Source organism: Nonomuraea sp. MTCD27 (assembly GCF_041950495.1).
GTDB lineage: Bacteria > Actinomycetota > Actinomycetes > Streptosporangiales > Streptosporangiaceae > Nonomuraea.
In genome coordinates this window covers 61,948-75,365 of record NZ_JBGNUW010000030.1, presented here as the reverse complement: position 1 = coordinate 75,365, position 13,418 = coordinate 61,948, and the positions used below count along the sequence as shown (strand labels likewise).

The window sequence follows — 13,418 nt, the reverse complement described above, 5'->3', positions numbered from 1 at the left end:
TGGTGGCCAGCAGTTCGTGGCGGACGCCCCACTTGGCGAAGGAGGCGACGGCGGCGCGCTTGCGCTTGCGGCTGGCCGGCGACAGCTCGGTGAGCTCGGCCAGGAACGCCCGGATCGGGGGCGCGGTCAGCTCGGCGATGTCCTCCCGTGGTGGGCGGCGAAGGCAATCAGGTTGCCGCGGTAGGCGCGCCGGGTGTGGGCGGAGGCGCCGGCGTTGGCCAGATCGGTGAGGAAGTCGTCGAGATGGCGGGCGAGCGGGTGGGCGCGGCCGAGTTGCTCGGCGATGACTGGATCCATTCGGTACGCCCCATCATCCGCCGAGTTGCCAGATAACCCGGAAACACGTGCCGCTGCGGCGCCGATCGTGGTGGCGAGGACCCAGCCCGCGACCGTGAGCACCAGTGTGGCGATCTTCGCCGGCCCGACAGGGTCAACAAGCAGTGTCATGTCCCAGACTCATCAGCGGGATGAGCAGGTCCAGGCAGTATATGAAGGGGTCCCAGGCCGGATGCCCGTCGGCCTTGATCGGGCACAGGCCCGCTGTGGGTCCGCAGGTGGCGTGGGTGAACAGGAGGGTGCCGGCCAGAAGCAGGGCCAGCACGCCGGCGACGGCCCGGCCGGGCTGGTAGCCGTACCCGACGGTGATGTCCTGCAGCAAGCCCCACGCCCGCCAGATCCGTCCGCGTGCGCGTGCGGTGCGCCGGAGCTTCTCCCGTGGCAGCCCGTCCCGCCGCAGCGATCCCGCGCGATGACCCCGGCGTTCCTGCTGCATCACCAGTACCTGCCCGGCGTGTGCGTGCTCGCGCTGGCCGGCGAGCTTGACCGCACCAACAGCGGCGAGCTGACCGCCTACCTGAAACAGGTCCGCCGCCCCGGCGATCACGTGGTCGCCGACCTGGCCGAACTGTCCTTCATGGACAGCTCCGGCCTGCACATCCTGCTGGACTGCCATCGAACCTGCCTCGCCGAGGGCGCGAGCCGGCATCTCGCCGCGGCCTATGGCGTCCCCGCCCGCGTGCTCGAGGTAGGAGACAAGAGAATCTTCTCCGCTGCAGCCGGGTTCGCCTGATCTGGAATGCTGGCAGGCGTGCTTGGTGACCGTGTAATGAACGTGGTGGCGGCGGCCGTCACCCATCAGGGGCGCTTGCTCGTCGTAAGCAAGAAAGCGGCGCCGGAGGTGTTTTACCTACCCGGAGGAAAGCCTGAAGCCGGGGAGAGCCCGCGGGAGACCCTGGTTCGGGAACTGAACGAGGAACTCGGGGTCGCGCCGCGCGATATGGACCTGCTCGGCCAGGTCGAGGACATGGCAGCGATTGAGGGCGTGCCGATGCGCATGACGGTCTTCACGGCCAGACTGGCCGGACGTCCGAAGGCCGCCGCGGAGCTTGCCGCTCTGGGATGGACCGATGGGCGTGACAGTTATGGACCTCGCTTGGCCCCAGCGGTTCGTAACCAGGTGCTTCCCCTGCTCATCCAGACGGGAGCCCTCGTTCTTGACGAGCCAAAATGTTGACCCACCCAATCACCTTCCAACATGAACGCCCCGTGATCACGTAGGCGATCACGGGGTCGCCTCTGTTTGATCTACTTCGCCAACAGTGTCTCCACCCGGGTGGAGGGGCCCCTGCCCCTCCACCCGCCCCCTTGGCTGTCGCGGCAGGATCGGTCGCAGGCCAGCGACGACCTCGTGGATCGCGGCGCGGCGGGCCGCCCCCTCGACGCGCTCCATGTCGTCGAGGGCGATGTTCTCCCTGGCCGTGAGGTCGTAGCTGGTGGCGTCCTGGAAGACGGCGCGGATCCGGTGCCGCAGCTCGTTCGGGCTCCCGCAGGTCGACGCCGTCCCACAGGTTCGCCTCCCGCGTCGGGTCGTAGAACCGGCAGAGCAGTTTGACCAGGGGGTCGTCTTGCCCGCGCCGTTGAGCCCAACCAGCGCGGTGGGGCGCCCGACCGGCAGCACGATGTTCGCGCCGCGCAGGTTCCACGGCTGGTCGTCGCCGTAGCGGAACCACACGTCCCGGAACTCCACCCCCTTCCGCAACGGGGGCGTCGGCGCTGGCAGAGGAGGCAGCGGCAGGTCAGGGGCGGCGCCGACCACGGCCAGGTAGTGCTCGAAGAGCAGCAGCGCCTGGTGCGCGGCCACGACGTGCGAGACGATCGTGGCCAGCGAGCCCTGCACCGCCCCGATGGCGGCGACCACCAGCGCGACGTCGCCGACGCTCAGCAGGCCCGACGCGGCAGAGCGCGCCGCCCACAGAAGCAGGCCGCCGGCCACGACGGCGCCGAGGACCGCGAGCCCGCCCTGGACGGCCCCTCCCGCCGGTTGATGCGACGGCTCGCCGTCTGGATCGTACGGATCTCGCCGGCCATCCACCGCCACAGGTACGGCCCGGCGCCGTACAGGCGCAGTTCCTTGACCACCTGGCCGTTGGTCAGCAGGTCGGAGTAGAAGACCTCCCACCTGGTCGCCTGCCCGGTCCGCGTCACCATCTCCGCCCGCCGCCGGCTGAACGCGAGTTCGGCGAGCAGCGCAGGCACCGCGGCGAGCAGCACGGTCACTGCCATCCATGGACCGAGGAGCACCAGCGTGCCGGCGAAGCCGGCTACCGTGAACGCCGCCTGGACGATGCCCAGGCCGCTGTCCACGACGGCCCCGGGACCGCTTGCTCCGCTCGACCGGGCGTGCTGGATGCGGTCGAGAAAGCGGGGGTCCTCGGAACGCGGCAGCCCGACGAAGCGGTCACCGGCGGCGTACAGGCTAGGCGTAGTGCCGCGTCAGGCAACGTTTGCGACGTTCGTCGTTGACCCTGAGCCGACGGTAGGTGACGTGGCACCGTGCGTCGAAGTCGAGCGTTATGGGCGCCGTCCCGTTGCGAATCTGAACGCCCCGAGCGCCGAATTGGTCGCGCGCTCGGTCTGCGGTCTGGTTCGCATCACGACGGTGTTGAGTAGGTGGGATCGGGCGCCGATGAGAAATGGCGCCGACAGTCGTCTAAGTAGACGTCCGGTGAAAACGCGCTGCGCGCATCAAGGGAGAGCAACGAGATGAGACCACTTCGATACTCGATCAACGTCACGATCGACGGCTGCTGCCATCACGAGGCAGGGCTCCCCCCGGACGAGGAGTCGATGCGCTACTGGACCGCTGAGCTGGAGCGAGCCGATGCCCTGCTATTCGGCCGGGTGACCTACGAGATGATGGAGTCGGCGTGGCGGAAGCCGGCCACGGACACGTGGCCTGACTGGATGGATGAGTGGCAGATCCCGTTCGCCGAGACCATCGACCGGGCGAAGAAGTACGTCGTGTCGAGCACGCTGAGCGGGGTCGATTGGAATGCCGAGCTGCTGCGAGGCGACTTGGGGCAAGCGATTCAGCGGCTCAAGCAGGAGTCAGGCGAGGGCCTGTGGGTGGGTGGCGTGACGCTCCCCCTGGCGTTGGCAGATCTGGGACTGATCGACGAGTACGAGTTCCTTGTGCAGCCGGTCCTTGCCGGACACGGGCCGACGTTGCTCGCCGGTCTGCGCGAGCGCATCCAGCTCGAGCCCGTGGACCGCCGTGAGTTCCGGTCGGGGGCGGTCGCCCTGCGATACCGGCCCACGCGAGTTACGGCTTGACGTGATTTATCCTGGCACGTTGGCCGCTCCCTCGCGACGGAACGACGGCTCGGGGTCGCGTTGGCCGCGCTGGCCGTGCCCCCGAACGCGCGGACATATCGACGGGGGACATCGCCCCGAGGTGCCGGTAGCGGACAGGGCAAACGTTGCCTGACGTGGCAGTAGCGTTGAGGTACACCCTCCGCTCGGTCTCCGCCCGCAGGTAGCGGGCCGCGTGCGGCAGGAACGAGGCGACGCCGACGGCAGCAAGGGCCGCGGCCGGCGTCAACGACTTGGACCAGCCGGTGACACCGGAGGCGAGCAGGTCGATCACCAGCTTGGTCAGCCACACGATCGCCACCGGGGCGAGAGCGCCCAGGACGGAGAGCAGGAGGTAGGCGGTTATGGGGCCGGGCGCGGCTCGCCAGACGAACGCCAGCGCCTGTCCCCCCGTACGTATCGACACGACCGCGAGATCAGCGGGCGGCCGGGAAGCCTGTCACCGCGAACGCGTGCTGGAGCGGTCCGTGGTCGGGCTCGACCACGACGGAGGCCACCTGCCGGAGCGGCTCGGCCAACTCGCCCGTCTCGTCGGCGGTACCAGCCAGCACCGCCAGCACGGAGCCGCTGCCTTCCTGGCGGCCAGCGGCATACTGCAAGAAGTCGGGCAGGCGCTCCTTGCGAAGACCGCAGGGCGGGGAGAAGAAGCCCACCAGGGCGTGGTCACCCAGCTCCGCGAGAGTGATCGACTGACCCTCCGTCGTGGTCGCCTCGAACGCCGCGATGGGCGAGCCGGCGGTGAGCGCGATCTCGCCGCCGAGTACGTTCGCCCCTTGTGCCTTGGCGCGCAGGTCGGCCAGCACGGCGGTGTGCTTGCTCATCCGGCGTACGACACCGAACGTGAGCACACGAGCAGCCCGACCAAAGGGTGATCATGTTTCCCATCGGTTCTCCTGTGCGGGTTGCGCGCTGCGGGCGAACAGCGCGAGGAGGTCGTCCATCCTGGTCACCAGGAGGCTGACGGCGGCCCCGGCCAGCAGTTCGACGAGCTGATCCACTGGTGCCGACGGAACCGGTGGCGCAGCGAATCGCCCGGTCGATGTCGTCCTGGTCGAGCCGCTGGACGAGCCCGGCAGGATGCTGGCCGATGCGGACGCCGCGGGTCGGGTTGCGGAAGATGCTGCGCCGTTTGCGGCAGAACGCGAGCAGCGATCGGGCCGCAACCAGGAAGTACGTATCGGCGTCGGCCGGTTCCATCTCCCACAGCGGCCGGCCGAACCAGGCCCGCACCTGCTCCAGATGCACCATGTCGGAGGAGATCGTCCCGTCCGACAGCCCTGCCGCCGCCCGGGCCAGCACGAACCCGGCCAGCACGTCGGTCTCCAGCGCCTCCAGGTCCTCCACAGTGGCCAGGGCACGCGCCACACGCACATCCTTCACCACGGCCACCGCCAACTCCGGCCGCCTCGCCTTCACCCTCATAGGAAGACGAACGACCAGGGACGACAGATCCTCAGAATCCCCGAAATCTCATCAACGTCTGCAGAAGCCGGAGCTTCAACCAAAAACGCCCAGGTCCTGGGGCTAGAGAGGCCGAAAAAGCCCAATGGAACTCAAGGGTTATCAGGTAATCCGCGCACCGATCGGCGCGGACCGTCCCGCGCCGCCGGAGCCCTGGCGGCTAGCAGGTAGTGGCGGCTTACCGCTGGCCGCATCCCCGGACGGGCGCTGGCCGCGATGCCCGCCGGCCCGTTCGCGGCGAGGCTGGAAGCACGAGAACAGAGGATAGGGGCGATTCTGATGACGCGGGTGTCCGAGATGCTCGGAGCCTCGGTACGGCGGGCCGCGCTGACCGCTGCCGCGGGCGGGCTCCTGGCCGTGGCTATGGCCGCGGCGGTGGTGCCGTTGCCGTACGTGCCGTTGATCGGCTGGGATGCGGCGGCCGTGGTGTTCCTGGCGGTCACCTGGGCGCGGATCGCCTGGCTCGACGGCCCGCAGACGGCCGCCGACGTGGACCGGGAGGATCCCACGCGCGCGGGTGCGGACGTGGCCGTGGTCGTCGCGGCGGTGGCCAGCCTGGCGGCGGTGGGCTACATGATCATGATCGCCGGAACCGGGGAAGCCTTGGTCGTGGGCCTTGGCGTCGCCAGCGTCGTGGCGTCGTGGGCGGTCGTGCACACGATCTTCACGCTGCGGTACGCGCTGATGTACTACTCCTCGGGCGGCGAGGGCATCGACTTCCACACCGGCGACCCCAGCGGGGCCCAGCCGCGCTTCACCGACTTCGCCTATCTGGCCTTCACCGTCGGGATGACGTTCCAGGTCTCCGACACCGAGTTGCGCACCTCCGCGTTCCGCTCGACGGTGCTGCGCCAGGCCCTGCTGTCGTACCTGTTCGGGACGGTCATCGTGGCCCTGACCATCAACCTCGTCGCGGGCCTGGGCCGATGACCGCGCCGGCGGTACGCACGAGAGGGTTCCAGCTAGCGGGAATGCCCCGCGCCCTGCCGGGGTGGGAGCCTGGGGAGGTGGAGTTGCGCTGCCTGATCGTCGATGACAGCCGACGGTTCGTGGAGGCCGCGAGCCGGCTGCTGGAGTTGCAGGGCGTCCGGGTCGTCGGGACGGCCGAGACCGGAGGCCAGGCGTTGGAGCTGGCCTCGGCGCTGCGGCCCGACGTCGCGCTGGTCGACGTCGGGCTGGGCGAGGAGAGCGGCTTCGACGTGGCCGGCCGCCTGGAAGCCGTCCCGGTCATCATGATCTCGACCCAGGACGCCGACGACTTCGCCCAGCTGGTGGAGGCGAGCCAGGCGGTCGGGTTCCTGCCGAAGGCGCGGCTGTCGGGGCCGGCGATCCGCGAGCTGCTCAGCGGGCATCGAGGAAGGTGAGCACGGCCAGCACCCGGCGGTGGTCGTCGTCGGCCTCGGTCAGGCCGAGCTTGGTGAGAATGCTGCGTACGTGCTTCTCCACCGTGCCCTCGGTCACCCACAACCGGCGGGCGATGCCGGCGTTCGAGCGGCCCTCGGCCATCAGGGACAACACCTCGCGCTCGCGCGTGCTGAGCGCGTCCAGCGGGTCGTTGCGGCGGCGCGCCGACACCAGCTCCTGGACCAGTGCGGGGTCGACGACCGAGCCGCCCCTGGCGATGCGCAGCGCCGTGTCGACGAAGTCCTCCACGTCGGTCACCCGGCTCTTGAGCAGGTAGCCGATCCCGCCGCCGCTGGCCAGCAGCTGCATGGCGTGCTCGGCCTCGGCGTGTGCCGACAGCACCAGGATGCCCACCTCGGGGTGCCGCTCGCGGATCTCCGCGGCGGCCCGCAGCCCCTCGACCGTGTTGGTGGGCGGCATCCGGATGTCCACGATGGCCAGCTGCGGCCGCCGTTCGCGGACCAGGTCCAGCAGCTGGACGGCGTCGCCGGCCTGCCCGACCACGTCCAGGCCGGAGCGCGCGAGAAGGCTGGCGAGCCCTTCGCGCAGCAGCACGTCGTCGTCAGCGAGAACCACCTGCGTATCGGCCATGTCGGCATTATGGGACCTTGTCCGCGATCGGTACACTCCGGGCATGCTCGATGGCCGGTCAGGCGCAGCCAGGAACGATCCAGGCCGCGGTCTCACCCTCCGCACCGTGACGGCCGGCGCCGTGCTGGCGCTGATCGTGGGCGCGGCCTTCGCGGTCCTGCTGGTCTCGATCGGCGACCTGCGTGATGCCTGGCGTCGCGAGCAGCGCTCCGCACAGGTCCTGACGATGGCCAACCGGCTGGAACGTCTGATCATCGACATGGAGACGAGCCAGCGCGGGTTCGCCCTCACCGGCCAGGAGAGCTTCCTGCAGCCGTGGCAGGCGGCCGTCGCGGCCTTCCCCGGGCAGGCGATCGAACTGGAGCGGCTGGTGGCCGACGACCCCGCCCACCACGTGCTCGCCCGGAGGATCGAGGCGGAGGGCACGTCGTACATCGACGCCTACTCCGTCCCGCTGGTGCGGGCCATGCGCAGTGACCGGGCCGTGGCGCGGGCGGCCGAGACCGCGGAGGGCAAGCGCCGCGTGGACACGATGCGCAGGGAGTTCGACGCGCTGGTGGCGGGCGCCCTTTCCATGGCCCGGACCGAGCAGCGCCAGTCCGACACGGCGGCCCTGCGCGCGATCGCCATCGGCGTGGCCGGGCTGATCGCGTCGGTCGCCCTGATCGGCGCCTACTCCCACTACCTGGCCCGCGCGGTGGTCACCCCGGTACGGCGGCTCGCCGGGGCCACGCGGCAGCTGGCCGGCGGCGACCTGCGGGCCCGGGTGCCCGAGCGCGGGGTCGGCGAGATCCGCGTCCTGGAGCGCGGCTTCAACACGATGGCGGCCACGCTGGACAGGCAGCGGGAAGAGCTGGCCGCATCCCGCTCGCGCATCGTCACCTCCGCCGACCAGGTCCGCCGCCGCATCGAACGCGACCTGCACGACGGCATCCAGCAGCGGCTGGTCTCGCTCGTGCTGGACGTGCGCACCACTCAGGCCACGCTGCCGCCGGACCGCCCCGACCTCGCCGAACCCCTCGACCGGCTCGCCGACGGGCTCGGTGGGGCCGTCGACGAGCTGCGCGAGATCTCCCGCGGCATCCACCCGGCGATCCTGAGCGAGGCCGGGCTCGGCCCGGCGTTGAAGACCCTCGCGCGCCGCAGCGCGGTGCCGGTCGAGCTGGACGTGAACGTGCCGGGCCGGCTGCCGGAACCCGTCGAGGTGGCCGCCTACTACGTGGTCTCCGAAGCGCTCACCAACACCGCCAAACACGCCCAGGCCGCGGTCGTGACCGTGCGGGCGTGCCTGGAGCAGGGGACGTTGCGACTGCGGGTGAGCGACGACGGCGTCGGCGGCGCCACGTCCGGCACGGGCTCGGGACTGCTCGGGCTCGCCGACCGCGTCGAGGCGCTGGGCGGCACGTTCACCGTCGACAGCCCGCCCGCCCAGGGCACCACCCTGCACGCCGATCTGCCGGTCACCGGAGGCTGACCGGAATCCCGGGATTCCAGCCAGCCGGTAGCCGGGATGGCCGCTGGCCGGGGCGACACCGCGGCGGGGCCCGCGGATCCTGAAGGGGAAGCCTTGAGCACTCCCCGGAAGGAGCCCGCGGTGAAGTCACACCCGGCAGTTTTCCCTGATGTCGCATTCGTCAACGAGCCCAGAGCGCGGCGCTCCGGCCCGAGCTGGGTCCGGATCCTCCTCGGAGGGCTGGCGCTGTGGGTGGCGACCGTGGTGGTCACGTTCGTCACCGGCAACGTCAACCTGGTGCCGACGATCATCCTGGTGGGCAGTTTCCTGGTCCCCGTCACGTTCGTCGCGTTCGCGTTCCGGCGCGCCGACGCGGTGATCACCACCCAGCGCATCTTCTCCGCGTTCGTGTACGGCGGCGTGCTCGGCGTCCTGGGCGCCTCGATCCTGGAGTCGGCGCTGCTGACGAACATGTCGAGCTGGGGCTACCTGGCGATCGGGGCGATCGAGGAAGGCGTCAAGCTGGCCGCGCTCTGGCTGCTCGCCCGCCGGCTGCCCTTCTACACCCCGCGCGACGGCATGGTGCTCGGCGCGGCCGTGGGCTTCGGCTTCGCCGCGTTCGAGAGCGCCGGGTACGCCTTCAACGCGCTGTTCACCTCCAGCGGCCTGTCGCTGCTCAATCTCGTCGAGACCGAGGCCCTGCGTGCGGTGCTCGCCCCGGTCGGGCACGGGTTGTGGACCGCGCTGCTCGGCGGCGTGCTGTTCGCGGCCGCGGCGCGCAGCCGCAGCGCCCGGCCCCGGCCGAACCTCCCGCTCCTCGGCTGGTACGCCGTCGTGGTCCTGCTGCACGCCCTGTGGGACGCCGCGCAGACCATCGCGGTGTGGCTGACCCTGCTCGTGACCGGCACCCCGGCCCAGTGGCTGGCGATCATCCGGCTCGGGCAACTGCCCGGCGTCACCCAGACCCAGGTCCACCTGTTCACGATGCTGAACTGGGGGCTGCTGACGGTCGACGGGCTGATCGGGATGGCCCTGCTCCTCGTGCGCTGGGTCCGGCCGAGATAACGATCATGGGACTCCCTCCAAGACAGCTCACAGTGAAGCGCCGATGGCTAGCCAGAGGCCACTCGTTTCCTCCTACTGAGGATTCGGCGCCGGCCTCCGACAGTTGATGGCGTGGGCCGGCGTGCGCCTCGGGCGTGCGCGAAACTGCGGGCTCCCCGCGGGGGGGAGGGGGGCTCGCGGTTGTCGCGGCACTATTGCTCGCCCGCGTGCCCCCTCATAGTCGGGGCGGCGACCGACCGACGCCACCGTGGCCACTGGTACCAGATCTCGCGTAGAACCAGGCTGTTGATGGCCGCCGGGTCGGGCATCAACATGGTCGTGGTCGGGTAGTCCCGGTCGCAGTTTCAGGGCCGGTGGGGCGGGCACGGGGGAGCGGCACCGGATAGGCACCAGCCCGGGCCGCGGCGTCTGCTGCCGGGCGATCAGATCCCATGTTCACCGACGCACACCCCGACGCCACCGTGAAACTGTTCCAGGTCAGCTGGGAGGACTCGTCGCGCTGTGGGCCTCTCGGACGCCTCCAGCGGTTTCGCCTTGGTGTAGCTGCCCCTGCTTGACCCCGGCCGCTACACCTGCGTGGTGGTGGCCGAGAAACCACGCCTGGTCGCCCTGTGACCTGCGCCGAGCCGGCGACGCCGGCGCCGACATGGTGCGAGTGGCCACACTGCACCGAGGCCGACGTCTCGCCGCAGCACTTCGGTGCGGCCCGTGACCTCGGCGTGGAGACGGTCGGCTTTCTCATGATGGCCCACCGCACGTCGCCCGAGGAACTGGCCAAGCAGGCCCGCATCATGGTGGAGGCAGGCTGCCAGTGCGTGTACGTGACCGACTCGCCGGGCGTGCTGCTCATGCACGAGGCCAAGGCCCGCTTCGAGGCCTTGGTTGCCGAGGTGGGGGAGAGGCGTGGGTTGGCTATCACGGCCACCAGCACTTGGGCCGGGCATCGCCAACTCGGTCATCGCCTACGAGCGCGGCGTTCGCTCGATCGACGGGTCGCTGTGCGCGCTGTGGGCGGGCGCGGGCAACTCGTCGACCGAGATGCTGGCCGCCGTTTTCGACCGGCTTGGCGTCGACACGGGCCTGGATGTGGCGGCGCTGATGGACGCGGCGAGGAGGTGGTGCAGGGCTAGGTGAGGACTCGTTGTTTCTGCTGTACGCGGAGCGGTGGTACGGCGCGCCCACACACGCGAGCGGAGAGTTGGGCTACGTCGACGGTCAGAGTGGGCCTGCAGTGAAAGGGAAGTAAATCTACATTGTAAAGGGCGAGGCATAAGACATGAAAATTATTTACCTAACATAACCCCCAGCACCTGGGGACATCGCAGGTCCGATCGTGGCGCTCGCCCTCGTTGCCGAGCTGGCCAACGAACTACGGAGGGACGCTATCGTCCGCTGCCCGCGCGGTGGGTGCTGATCCCAAAGCCGGGCGTGCGGGAGGAGTTGCGCCCGTTATCAATTCCCGCGGTTCGTGATCGCGTTGTGCAGGCCGCCGTGAAGATCGTGTTCGAACCCGGTCTTCGAGGCGGACATGCTGGACTGCTCGTTCGGGTTCCGCCCGAAACGCTCAGCGCACGACGCCCTGCAGGTGCTCATGGACGGGCCCGGGCGGGGACGCCGATGGGTGGTCGAGGCGGACATCGTCGACTGCTTCTCGGCGATTGGCGTCGGCAGGAACAGCACCGCAGTGGTGCTGGGGGTGGCCGGGACTACAGCACGGCCAGGAGCAGCCCCCGGCAAGACGCGTTCCGAATGCCGGTCGATAGCATGCCGCGGTGCCTTCAGCAACCTTGATCGTGGCGGTCGCCCAGATTTCCCCCGTGCCAGGGGATGTGCGGGCGAATGCCCGTTCGGCGGCGGCTTTGATGGCCGGAGCCGCTGAGGCTGGTGCGAAACTGCTCATGTTCCCGGAGCTGTCACTTGTGGGCTACGACCTGGAGCTTTTCGCCGACCCGTCGGTTTGGGTGACTGAGGACGACCCGAGGCTCGACGTCATCCGCCAGGCCAGTGCGGGGTGCGGCGTGGCCGCGGTGGTCGGGGCCGGGTACCGCGGACCGGACAACACGGCCTGGATCGCCTCGCTGGCGATCCGACCCGACGGTGAGATCCAGGTCTACGGCAAGCAGAACCTGCACGGCGTGGAGCGCGACCTGTTCCAGCCCGGCAACAAGATCCAGTTCCTTGACATCGACGGTTGGCAGGTCGCGCTCGCCATCTGTTACGACGCCGCGGTGCCGGCGCACGCGGAGCAAGCGGCTTGCCGGGGTGCCGAGATCTACGCTGTGTCCGCCCTGTACACGCAAGAGCAGGCGCGACGCATCGATGTCCACGCCGCAGCCCGGGCCATGGACAACCGCATGTACTCGGTCGTCGCGAACCTCGCCGGCCGGGGACCGGGGTGGGAATCGTGCGGCGGCAGCGGCACGTGGCACCCGGACGGCAGGCGGCTGAGCCGGGCAGGGACCGAGCCGGGTGTGTTCACCATGGCCTTGTCGCGCAGTGAGTTGCAGGCGTTGCGCGACAAGGATACCCGGGCCGGATACCCGCGGACCGCACTCAGCGCAGAGACGTGGACGTGACGGCGCCCGCCCGGGCTGAGCCGCACGGCTGCTCCCTCACGGGACAGGTGCTGATCTTCGACGCCGATGACACGCTGTGGGAGAACAATGTGCTCTTCGAGCGCGCCGTCGACGACTTCGTGCGCTGGCTGGACCATCCGACCCTCGACGGGGCCGAGATCCGCGCCGTCCTCAACAGCATCCAGGCGGCGAACGTGGCCGCACACGGATACGGCGGCAAGATGTTCTTGCGCAGCCTGAAGAAGTGCCTGGAGCGGCTCCGCGAGCGTCCGGCGAGCGCAGCAGAGTTGCGCCATGTCGCCGGGTTGGCGGCCGCCGTCCTGGAAGGACGCGTGGAGCCCGTCCCGGGTGTCGTCGAGACCCTCACCGTTCTCGGCGGCCGGCACGAGTTGCACCTGCTCACCAAGGGCGATACCGAAGAGCAGCAGCGCAAACTGGATCTGTCCGGGCTCGCGCACCACTTTCGCGGCATCCATATCGTGGCCGAGAAAGACGTCGGCACCTACCGGCGGCTCACTCGCGACCTCGACCTGGCGCCGGCCGCGACCTGGATGATCGGCAACTCACCGAAGTCGGACATCCTGCCCGCCCGGCAGGCGGGCATGAACGCCGTCTTCATTCCGAACGACAACACCTGGGTGCTCGAGCACAGTGACCTCGATGACGACGATGAAGGAGTGCTGCGGCTACGGGCGTTCTCCGAGCTACAGCATCACTTCTGAAAACGAAAGGAACCTGCCGTTGAGCAACGACCCGACCCCGAACGTCCTCGCCGGGCCGCCCCGGCCGACCGAGCAGGTGCGCAGGACGCCCAGCGTCTCATGCGTGTTCATCTGCCACGACGGCGACGGCCGGGTGCTGCTGGCCCGACGCGGCGTCGGTGCACGTGACGAGCCCGGTACCTGGGACTGTGGCGCCGGAGCGCTGGAGTACGGGGAGTCGTTCGAGACGGCTGTCGCCCGGGAGGTCGCTGAGGAATACGCGACCGGGCCACTAACGATCGAGACCATCGGCGTGCGCAACGTCCTGCGGGAGGAGCAGGCCTCTCACTGGGTCGCGGTGATCTTCGCGGTCCGGGTCGATCCCGCCGAAGCCGCTATCGGCGAGCCTCACAAGTTCGACGAGTTGGGCTGGTTCTCCCTGGAGGGGGACGGCCGGAATACGACGGAAACACACCGCGGCCTGACGAGTGATCGTTAGGGTGGGCTTCGTCATGT

General features: G+C 69.8%; 19 protein-coding genes and 1 pseudogene. 12 read left to right on the top strand and 8 right to left on the bottom strand.

Annotated features, from left to right (window positions below; genetic code table 11):
- Positions 1 to 126: 126 nt before the first annotated feature.
- Both ACBJ59_RS54335 and ACBJ59_RS54330 read right to left on the bottom strand, forming a co-directional pair.
- Positions 127 to 447, bottom strand: coding sequence for a hypothetical protein (locus tag ACBJ59_RS54335; RefSeq protein WP_375117849.1), 321 nt, complete (start codon positions 445 to 447; stop codon positions 127 to 129).
- Positions 431 to 658 carry a hypothetical protein gene (locus ACBJ59_RS54330; protein ID WP_375117848.1) on the bottom strand — a complete coding sequence of 76 codons (228 nt, stop codon included), beginning with the start codon at positions 656 to 658 and terminating at the stop codon, positions 431 to 433. The genes ACBJ59_RS54335 and ACBJ59_RS54330 overlap by 17 nt, the downstream gene beginning before the upstream one ends.
- Before the next feature lie 90 nt (positions 659 to 748).
- Here ACBJ59_RS54330 and ACBJ59_RS54325 point away from each other — a divergent pair, with 90 nt between their 5' ends.
- Together ACBJ59_RS54325 and ACBJ59_RS54320 are read left to right on the top strand one after the other, a co-directional pair.
- On the top strand, positions 749 to 1,069 hold the full coding sequence (locus ACBJ59_RS54325) for an STAS domain-containing protein (RefSeq protein ID WP_375117847.1): 321 nt from the start codon (positions 749 to 751) through the stop codon (positions 1,067 to 1,069).
- A 36-nt stretch (positions 1,070 to 1,105) separates the two neighbouring features.
- The gene (locus ACBJ59_RS54320) at positions 1,106 to 1,513 is read left to right on the top strand and encodes an NUDIX domain-containing protein (RefSeq protein WP_375117846.1); all 408 of its coding nucleotides are present in this window, start codon (positions 1,106 to 1,108) and stop codon (positions 1,511 to 1,513) included.
- A 48-nt stretch (positions 1,514 to 1,561) separates the two neighbouring features.
- On the opposite strand, the gene ACBJ59_RS54315 is transcribed toward ACBJ59_RS54320, so the two are convergent.
- Both ACBJ59_RS54315 and ACBJ59_RS54310 read right to left on the bottom strand, forming a co-directional pair.
- Positions 1,562 to 2,272, bottom strand: coding sequence for an ATP-binding cassette domain-containing protein (locus ACBJ59_RS54315; RefSeq protein WP_375117845.1), 711 nt, complete (start codon positions 2,270 to 2,272; stop codon positions 1,562 to 1,564).
- Positions 2,218 to 2,643 carry a hypothetical protein gene (locus tag ACBJ59_RS54310; protein WP_375117844.1) on the bottom strand — a complete coding sequence of 142 codons (426 nt, stop codon included), beginning with the start codon at positions 2,641 to 2,643 and terminating at the stop codon, positions 2,218 to 2,220. The genes ACBJ59_RS54315 and ACBJ59_RS54310 overlap by 55 nt, the downstream gene beginning before the upstream one ends.
- A gap of 399 nt (positions 2,644 to 3,042) precedes the next feature.
- Here ACBJ59_RS54310 and ACBJ59_RS54305 point away from each other — a divergent pair, with 399 nt between their 5' ends.
- Positions 3,043 to 3,612, top strand: a complete 570-nt coding sequence (locus ACBJ59_RS54305) for a dihydrofolate reductase family protein (RefSeq protein ID WP_375117843.1) — start codon at positions 3,043 to 3,045, stop codon at positions 3,610 to 3,612.
- Here the strand turns inward: ACBJ59_RS54305 and ACBJ59_RS54300 are convergent.
- The 3 genes from ACBJ59_RS54300 to ACBJ59_RS54290 are packed head-to-tail and all read right to left on the bottom strand — an operon-like array spanning position 3,602 to position 4,649.
- Positions 3,602 to 4,057 carry a hypothetical protein gene (locus tag ACBJ59_RS54300; RefSeq protein ID WP_375117842.1) on the bottom strand — a complete coding sequence of 152 codons (456 nt, stop codon included), beginning with the start codon at positions 4,055 to 4,057 and terminating at the stop codon, positions 3,602 to 3,604. The two genes, ACBJ59_RS54305 and ACBJ59_RS54300, sit on opposite strands and share 11 nt — an antisense overlap.
- A 10-nt stretch (positions 4,058 to 4,067) precedes the next feature.
- Positions 4,068 to 4,472: a hypothetical protein gene (locus ACBJ59_RS54295; RefSeq protein ID WP_375117841.1), complete on the bottom strand. Its 405-nt coding sequence runs from the start codon at positions 4,470 to 4,472 to the stop codon at positions 4,068 to 4,070.
- A 51-nt stretch (positions 4,473 to 4,523) separates the two neighbouring features.
- Complete coding sequence (locus ACBJ59_RS54290) at positions 4,524 to 4,649, bottom strand: hypothetical protein (protein WP_375117840.1); 126 nt, start codon at positions 4,647 to 4,649, stop codon at positions 4,524 to 4,526.
- Positions 4,650 to 5,391: 742 nt separating this feature from the next.
- Here ACBJ59_RS54290 and ACBJ59_RS54285 point away from each other — a divergent pair.
- Positions 5,392 to 6,042, top strand: coding sequence for a DUF1345 domain-containing protein (locus tag ACBJ59_RS54285; RefSeq protein WP_375117839.1), 651 nt, complete (start codon positions 5,392 to 5,394; stop codon positions 6,040 to 6,042).
- A gap of 41 nt (positions 6,043 to 6,083) precedes the next feature.
- The gene (locus ACBJ59_RS54280) at positions 6,084 to 6,476 is read left to right on the top strand and encodes a response regulator (protein ID WP_375117838.1); all 393 of its coding nucleotides are present in this window, start codon (positions 6,084 to 6,086) and stop codon (positions 6,474 to 6,476) included.
- On the opposite strand, the gene ACBJ59_RS54275 is transcribed toward ACBJ59_RS54280, so the two are convergent.
- The gene (locus ACBJ59_RS54275; RefSeq protein WP_375117837.1) at positions 6,454 to 7,107 is read right to left on the bottom strand and encodes a response regulator; all 654 of its coding nucleotides are present in this window, start codon (positions 7,105 to 7,107) and stop codon (positions 6,454 to 6,456) included. The two genes, ACBJ59_RS54280 and ACBJ59_RS54275, sit on opposite strands and share 23 nt — an antisense overlap.
- Positions 7,108 to 7,213: 106 nt before the next feature.
- Between ACBJ59_RS54275 and ACBJ59_RS54270 the strand changes: the two genes are divergently transcribed.
- The 7 genes and pseudogenes from ACBJ59_RS54270 (at position 7,214) to ACBJ59_RS54240 (ending at position 13,401) form a co-directional block, all read left to right on the top strand.
- Positions 7,214 to 8,581 (top strand): CHASE3 domain-containing protein, encoded by a 1,368-nt coding sequence (locus ACBJ59_RS54270; protein WP_375117836.1) that lies wholly within the window; start codon positions 7,214 to 7,216, stop codon positions 8,579 to 8,581.
- Positions 8,582 to 8,701: 120 nt separating this feature from the next.
- Positions 8,702 to 9,625 carry a PrsW family intramembrane metalloprotease gene (locus ACBJ59_RS54265; protein WP_375117835.1) on the top strand — a complete coding sequence of 308 codons (924 nt, stop codon included), beginning with the start codon at positions 8,702 to 8,704 and terminating at the stop codon, positions 9,623 to 9,625.
- Positions 9,626 to 10,365: 740 nt separating this feature from the next.
- Positions 10,366 to 10,461 (top strand): annotated as a pseudogene (locus ACBJ59_RS54260) (hypothetical protein); the annotation flags it as partial.
- A 67-nt stretch (positions 10,462 to 10,528) separates the two neighbouring features.
- Entirely contained in the window at positions 10,529 to 10,759 is a 231-nt protein-coding gene (locus ACBJ59_RS54255; protein WP_375117834.1) for a hypothetical protein, read from the top strand.
- A 638-nt stretch (positions 10,760 to 11,397) separates the two neighbouring features.
- Entirely contained in the window at positions 11,398 to 12,201 is an 804-nt protein-coding gene (locus tag ACBJ59_RS54250; protein ID WP_375117833.1) for a carbon-nitrogen hydrolase family protein, read from the top strand.
- A complete protein-coding gene (locus tag ACBJ59_RS54245) occupies positions 12,192 to 12,923 on the top strand; it encodes an HAD family hydrolase (protein ID WP_375117831.1) in 732 nt (243 codons plus the stop codon). The genes ACBJ59_RS54250 and ACBJ59_RS54245 overlap by 10 nt, the downstream gene beginning before the upstream one ends.
- Complete coding sequence (locus ACBJ59_RS54240) at positions 12,862 to 13,401, top strand: NUDIX domain-containing protein (RefSeq protein WP_375117830.1); 540 nt, start codon at positions 12,862 to 12,864, stop codon at positions 13,399 to 13,401. The genes ACBJ59_RS54245 and ACBJ59_RS54240 overlap by 62 nt, the downstream gene beginning before the upstream one ends.
- Positions 13,402 to 13,418 lie beyond the last annotated feature (17 nt).

Excerpts from the sequence above, each read along its gene's own strand:
- ACBJ59_RS54335 (WP_375117849.1), bottom strand. The coding sequence starts at position 447 with ATGACACTGCTTGTTGACCCTGTCGGGCCGGCGAAGATCGCCACACTG.
- ACBJ59_RS54325 (WP_375117847.1), top strand. The coding sequence starts at position 749 with ATGACCCCGGCGTTCCTGCTGCATCACCAGTACCTGCCCGGCGTGTGC.
- ACBJ59_RS54320 (WP_375117846.1), top strand. The coding sequence starts at position 1,106 with ATGAACGTGGTGGCGGCGGCCGTCACCCATCAGGGGCGCTTGCTCGTC.
- ACBJ59_RS54305 (WP_375117843.1), top strand. The coding sequence starts at position 3,043 with ATGAGACCACTTCGATACTCGATCAACGTCACGATCGACGGCTGCTGC.
- ACBJ59_RS54295 (WP_375117841.1), bottom strand. The coding sequence starts at position 4,472 with ATGAGCAAGCACACCGCCGTGCTGGCCGACCTGCGCGCCAAGGCACAA.
- ACBJ59_RS54285 (WP_375117839.1), top strand. The coding sequence starts at position 5,392 with ATGACGCGGGTGTCCGAGATGCTCGGAGCCTCGGTACGGCGGGCCGCG.
- ACBJ59_RS54280 (WP_375117838.1), top strand. The coding sequence starts at position 6,084 with ATGCCCCGCGCCCTGCCGGGGTGGGAGCCTGGGGAGGTGGAGTTGCGC.
- ACBJ59_RS54275 (WP_375117837.1), bottom strand. The coding sequence starts at position 7,107 with ATGGCCGATACGCAGGTGGTTCTCGCTGACGACGACGTGCTGCTGCGC.
- ACBJ59_RS54240 (WP_375117830.1), top strand. The coding sequence starts at position 12,862 with ATGACGACGATGAAGGAGTGCTGCGGCTACGGGCGTTCTCCGAGCTAC.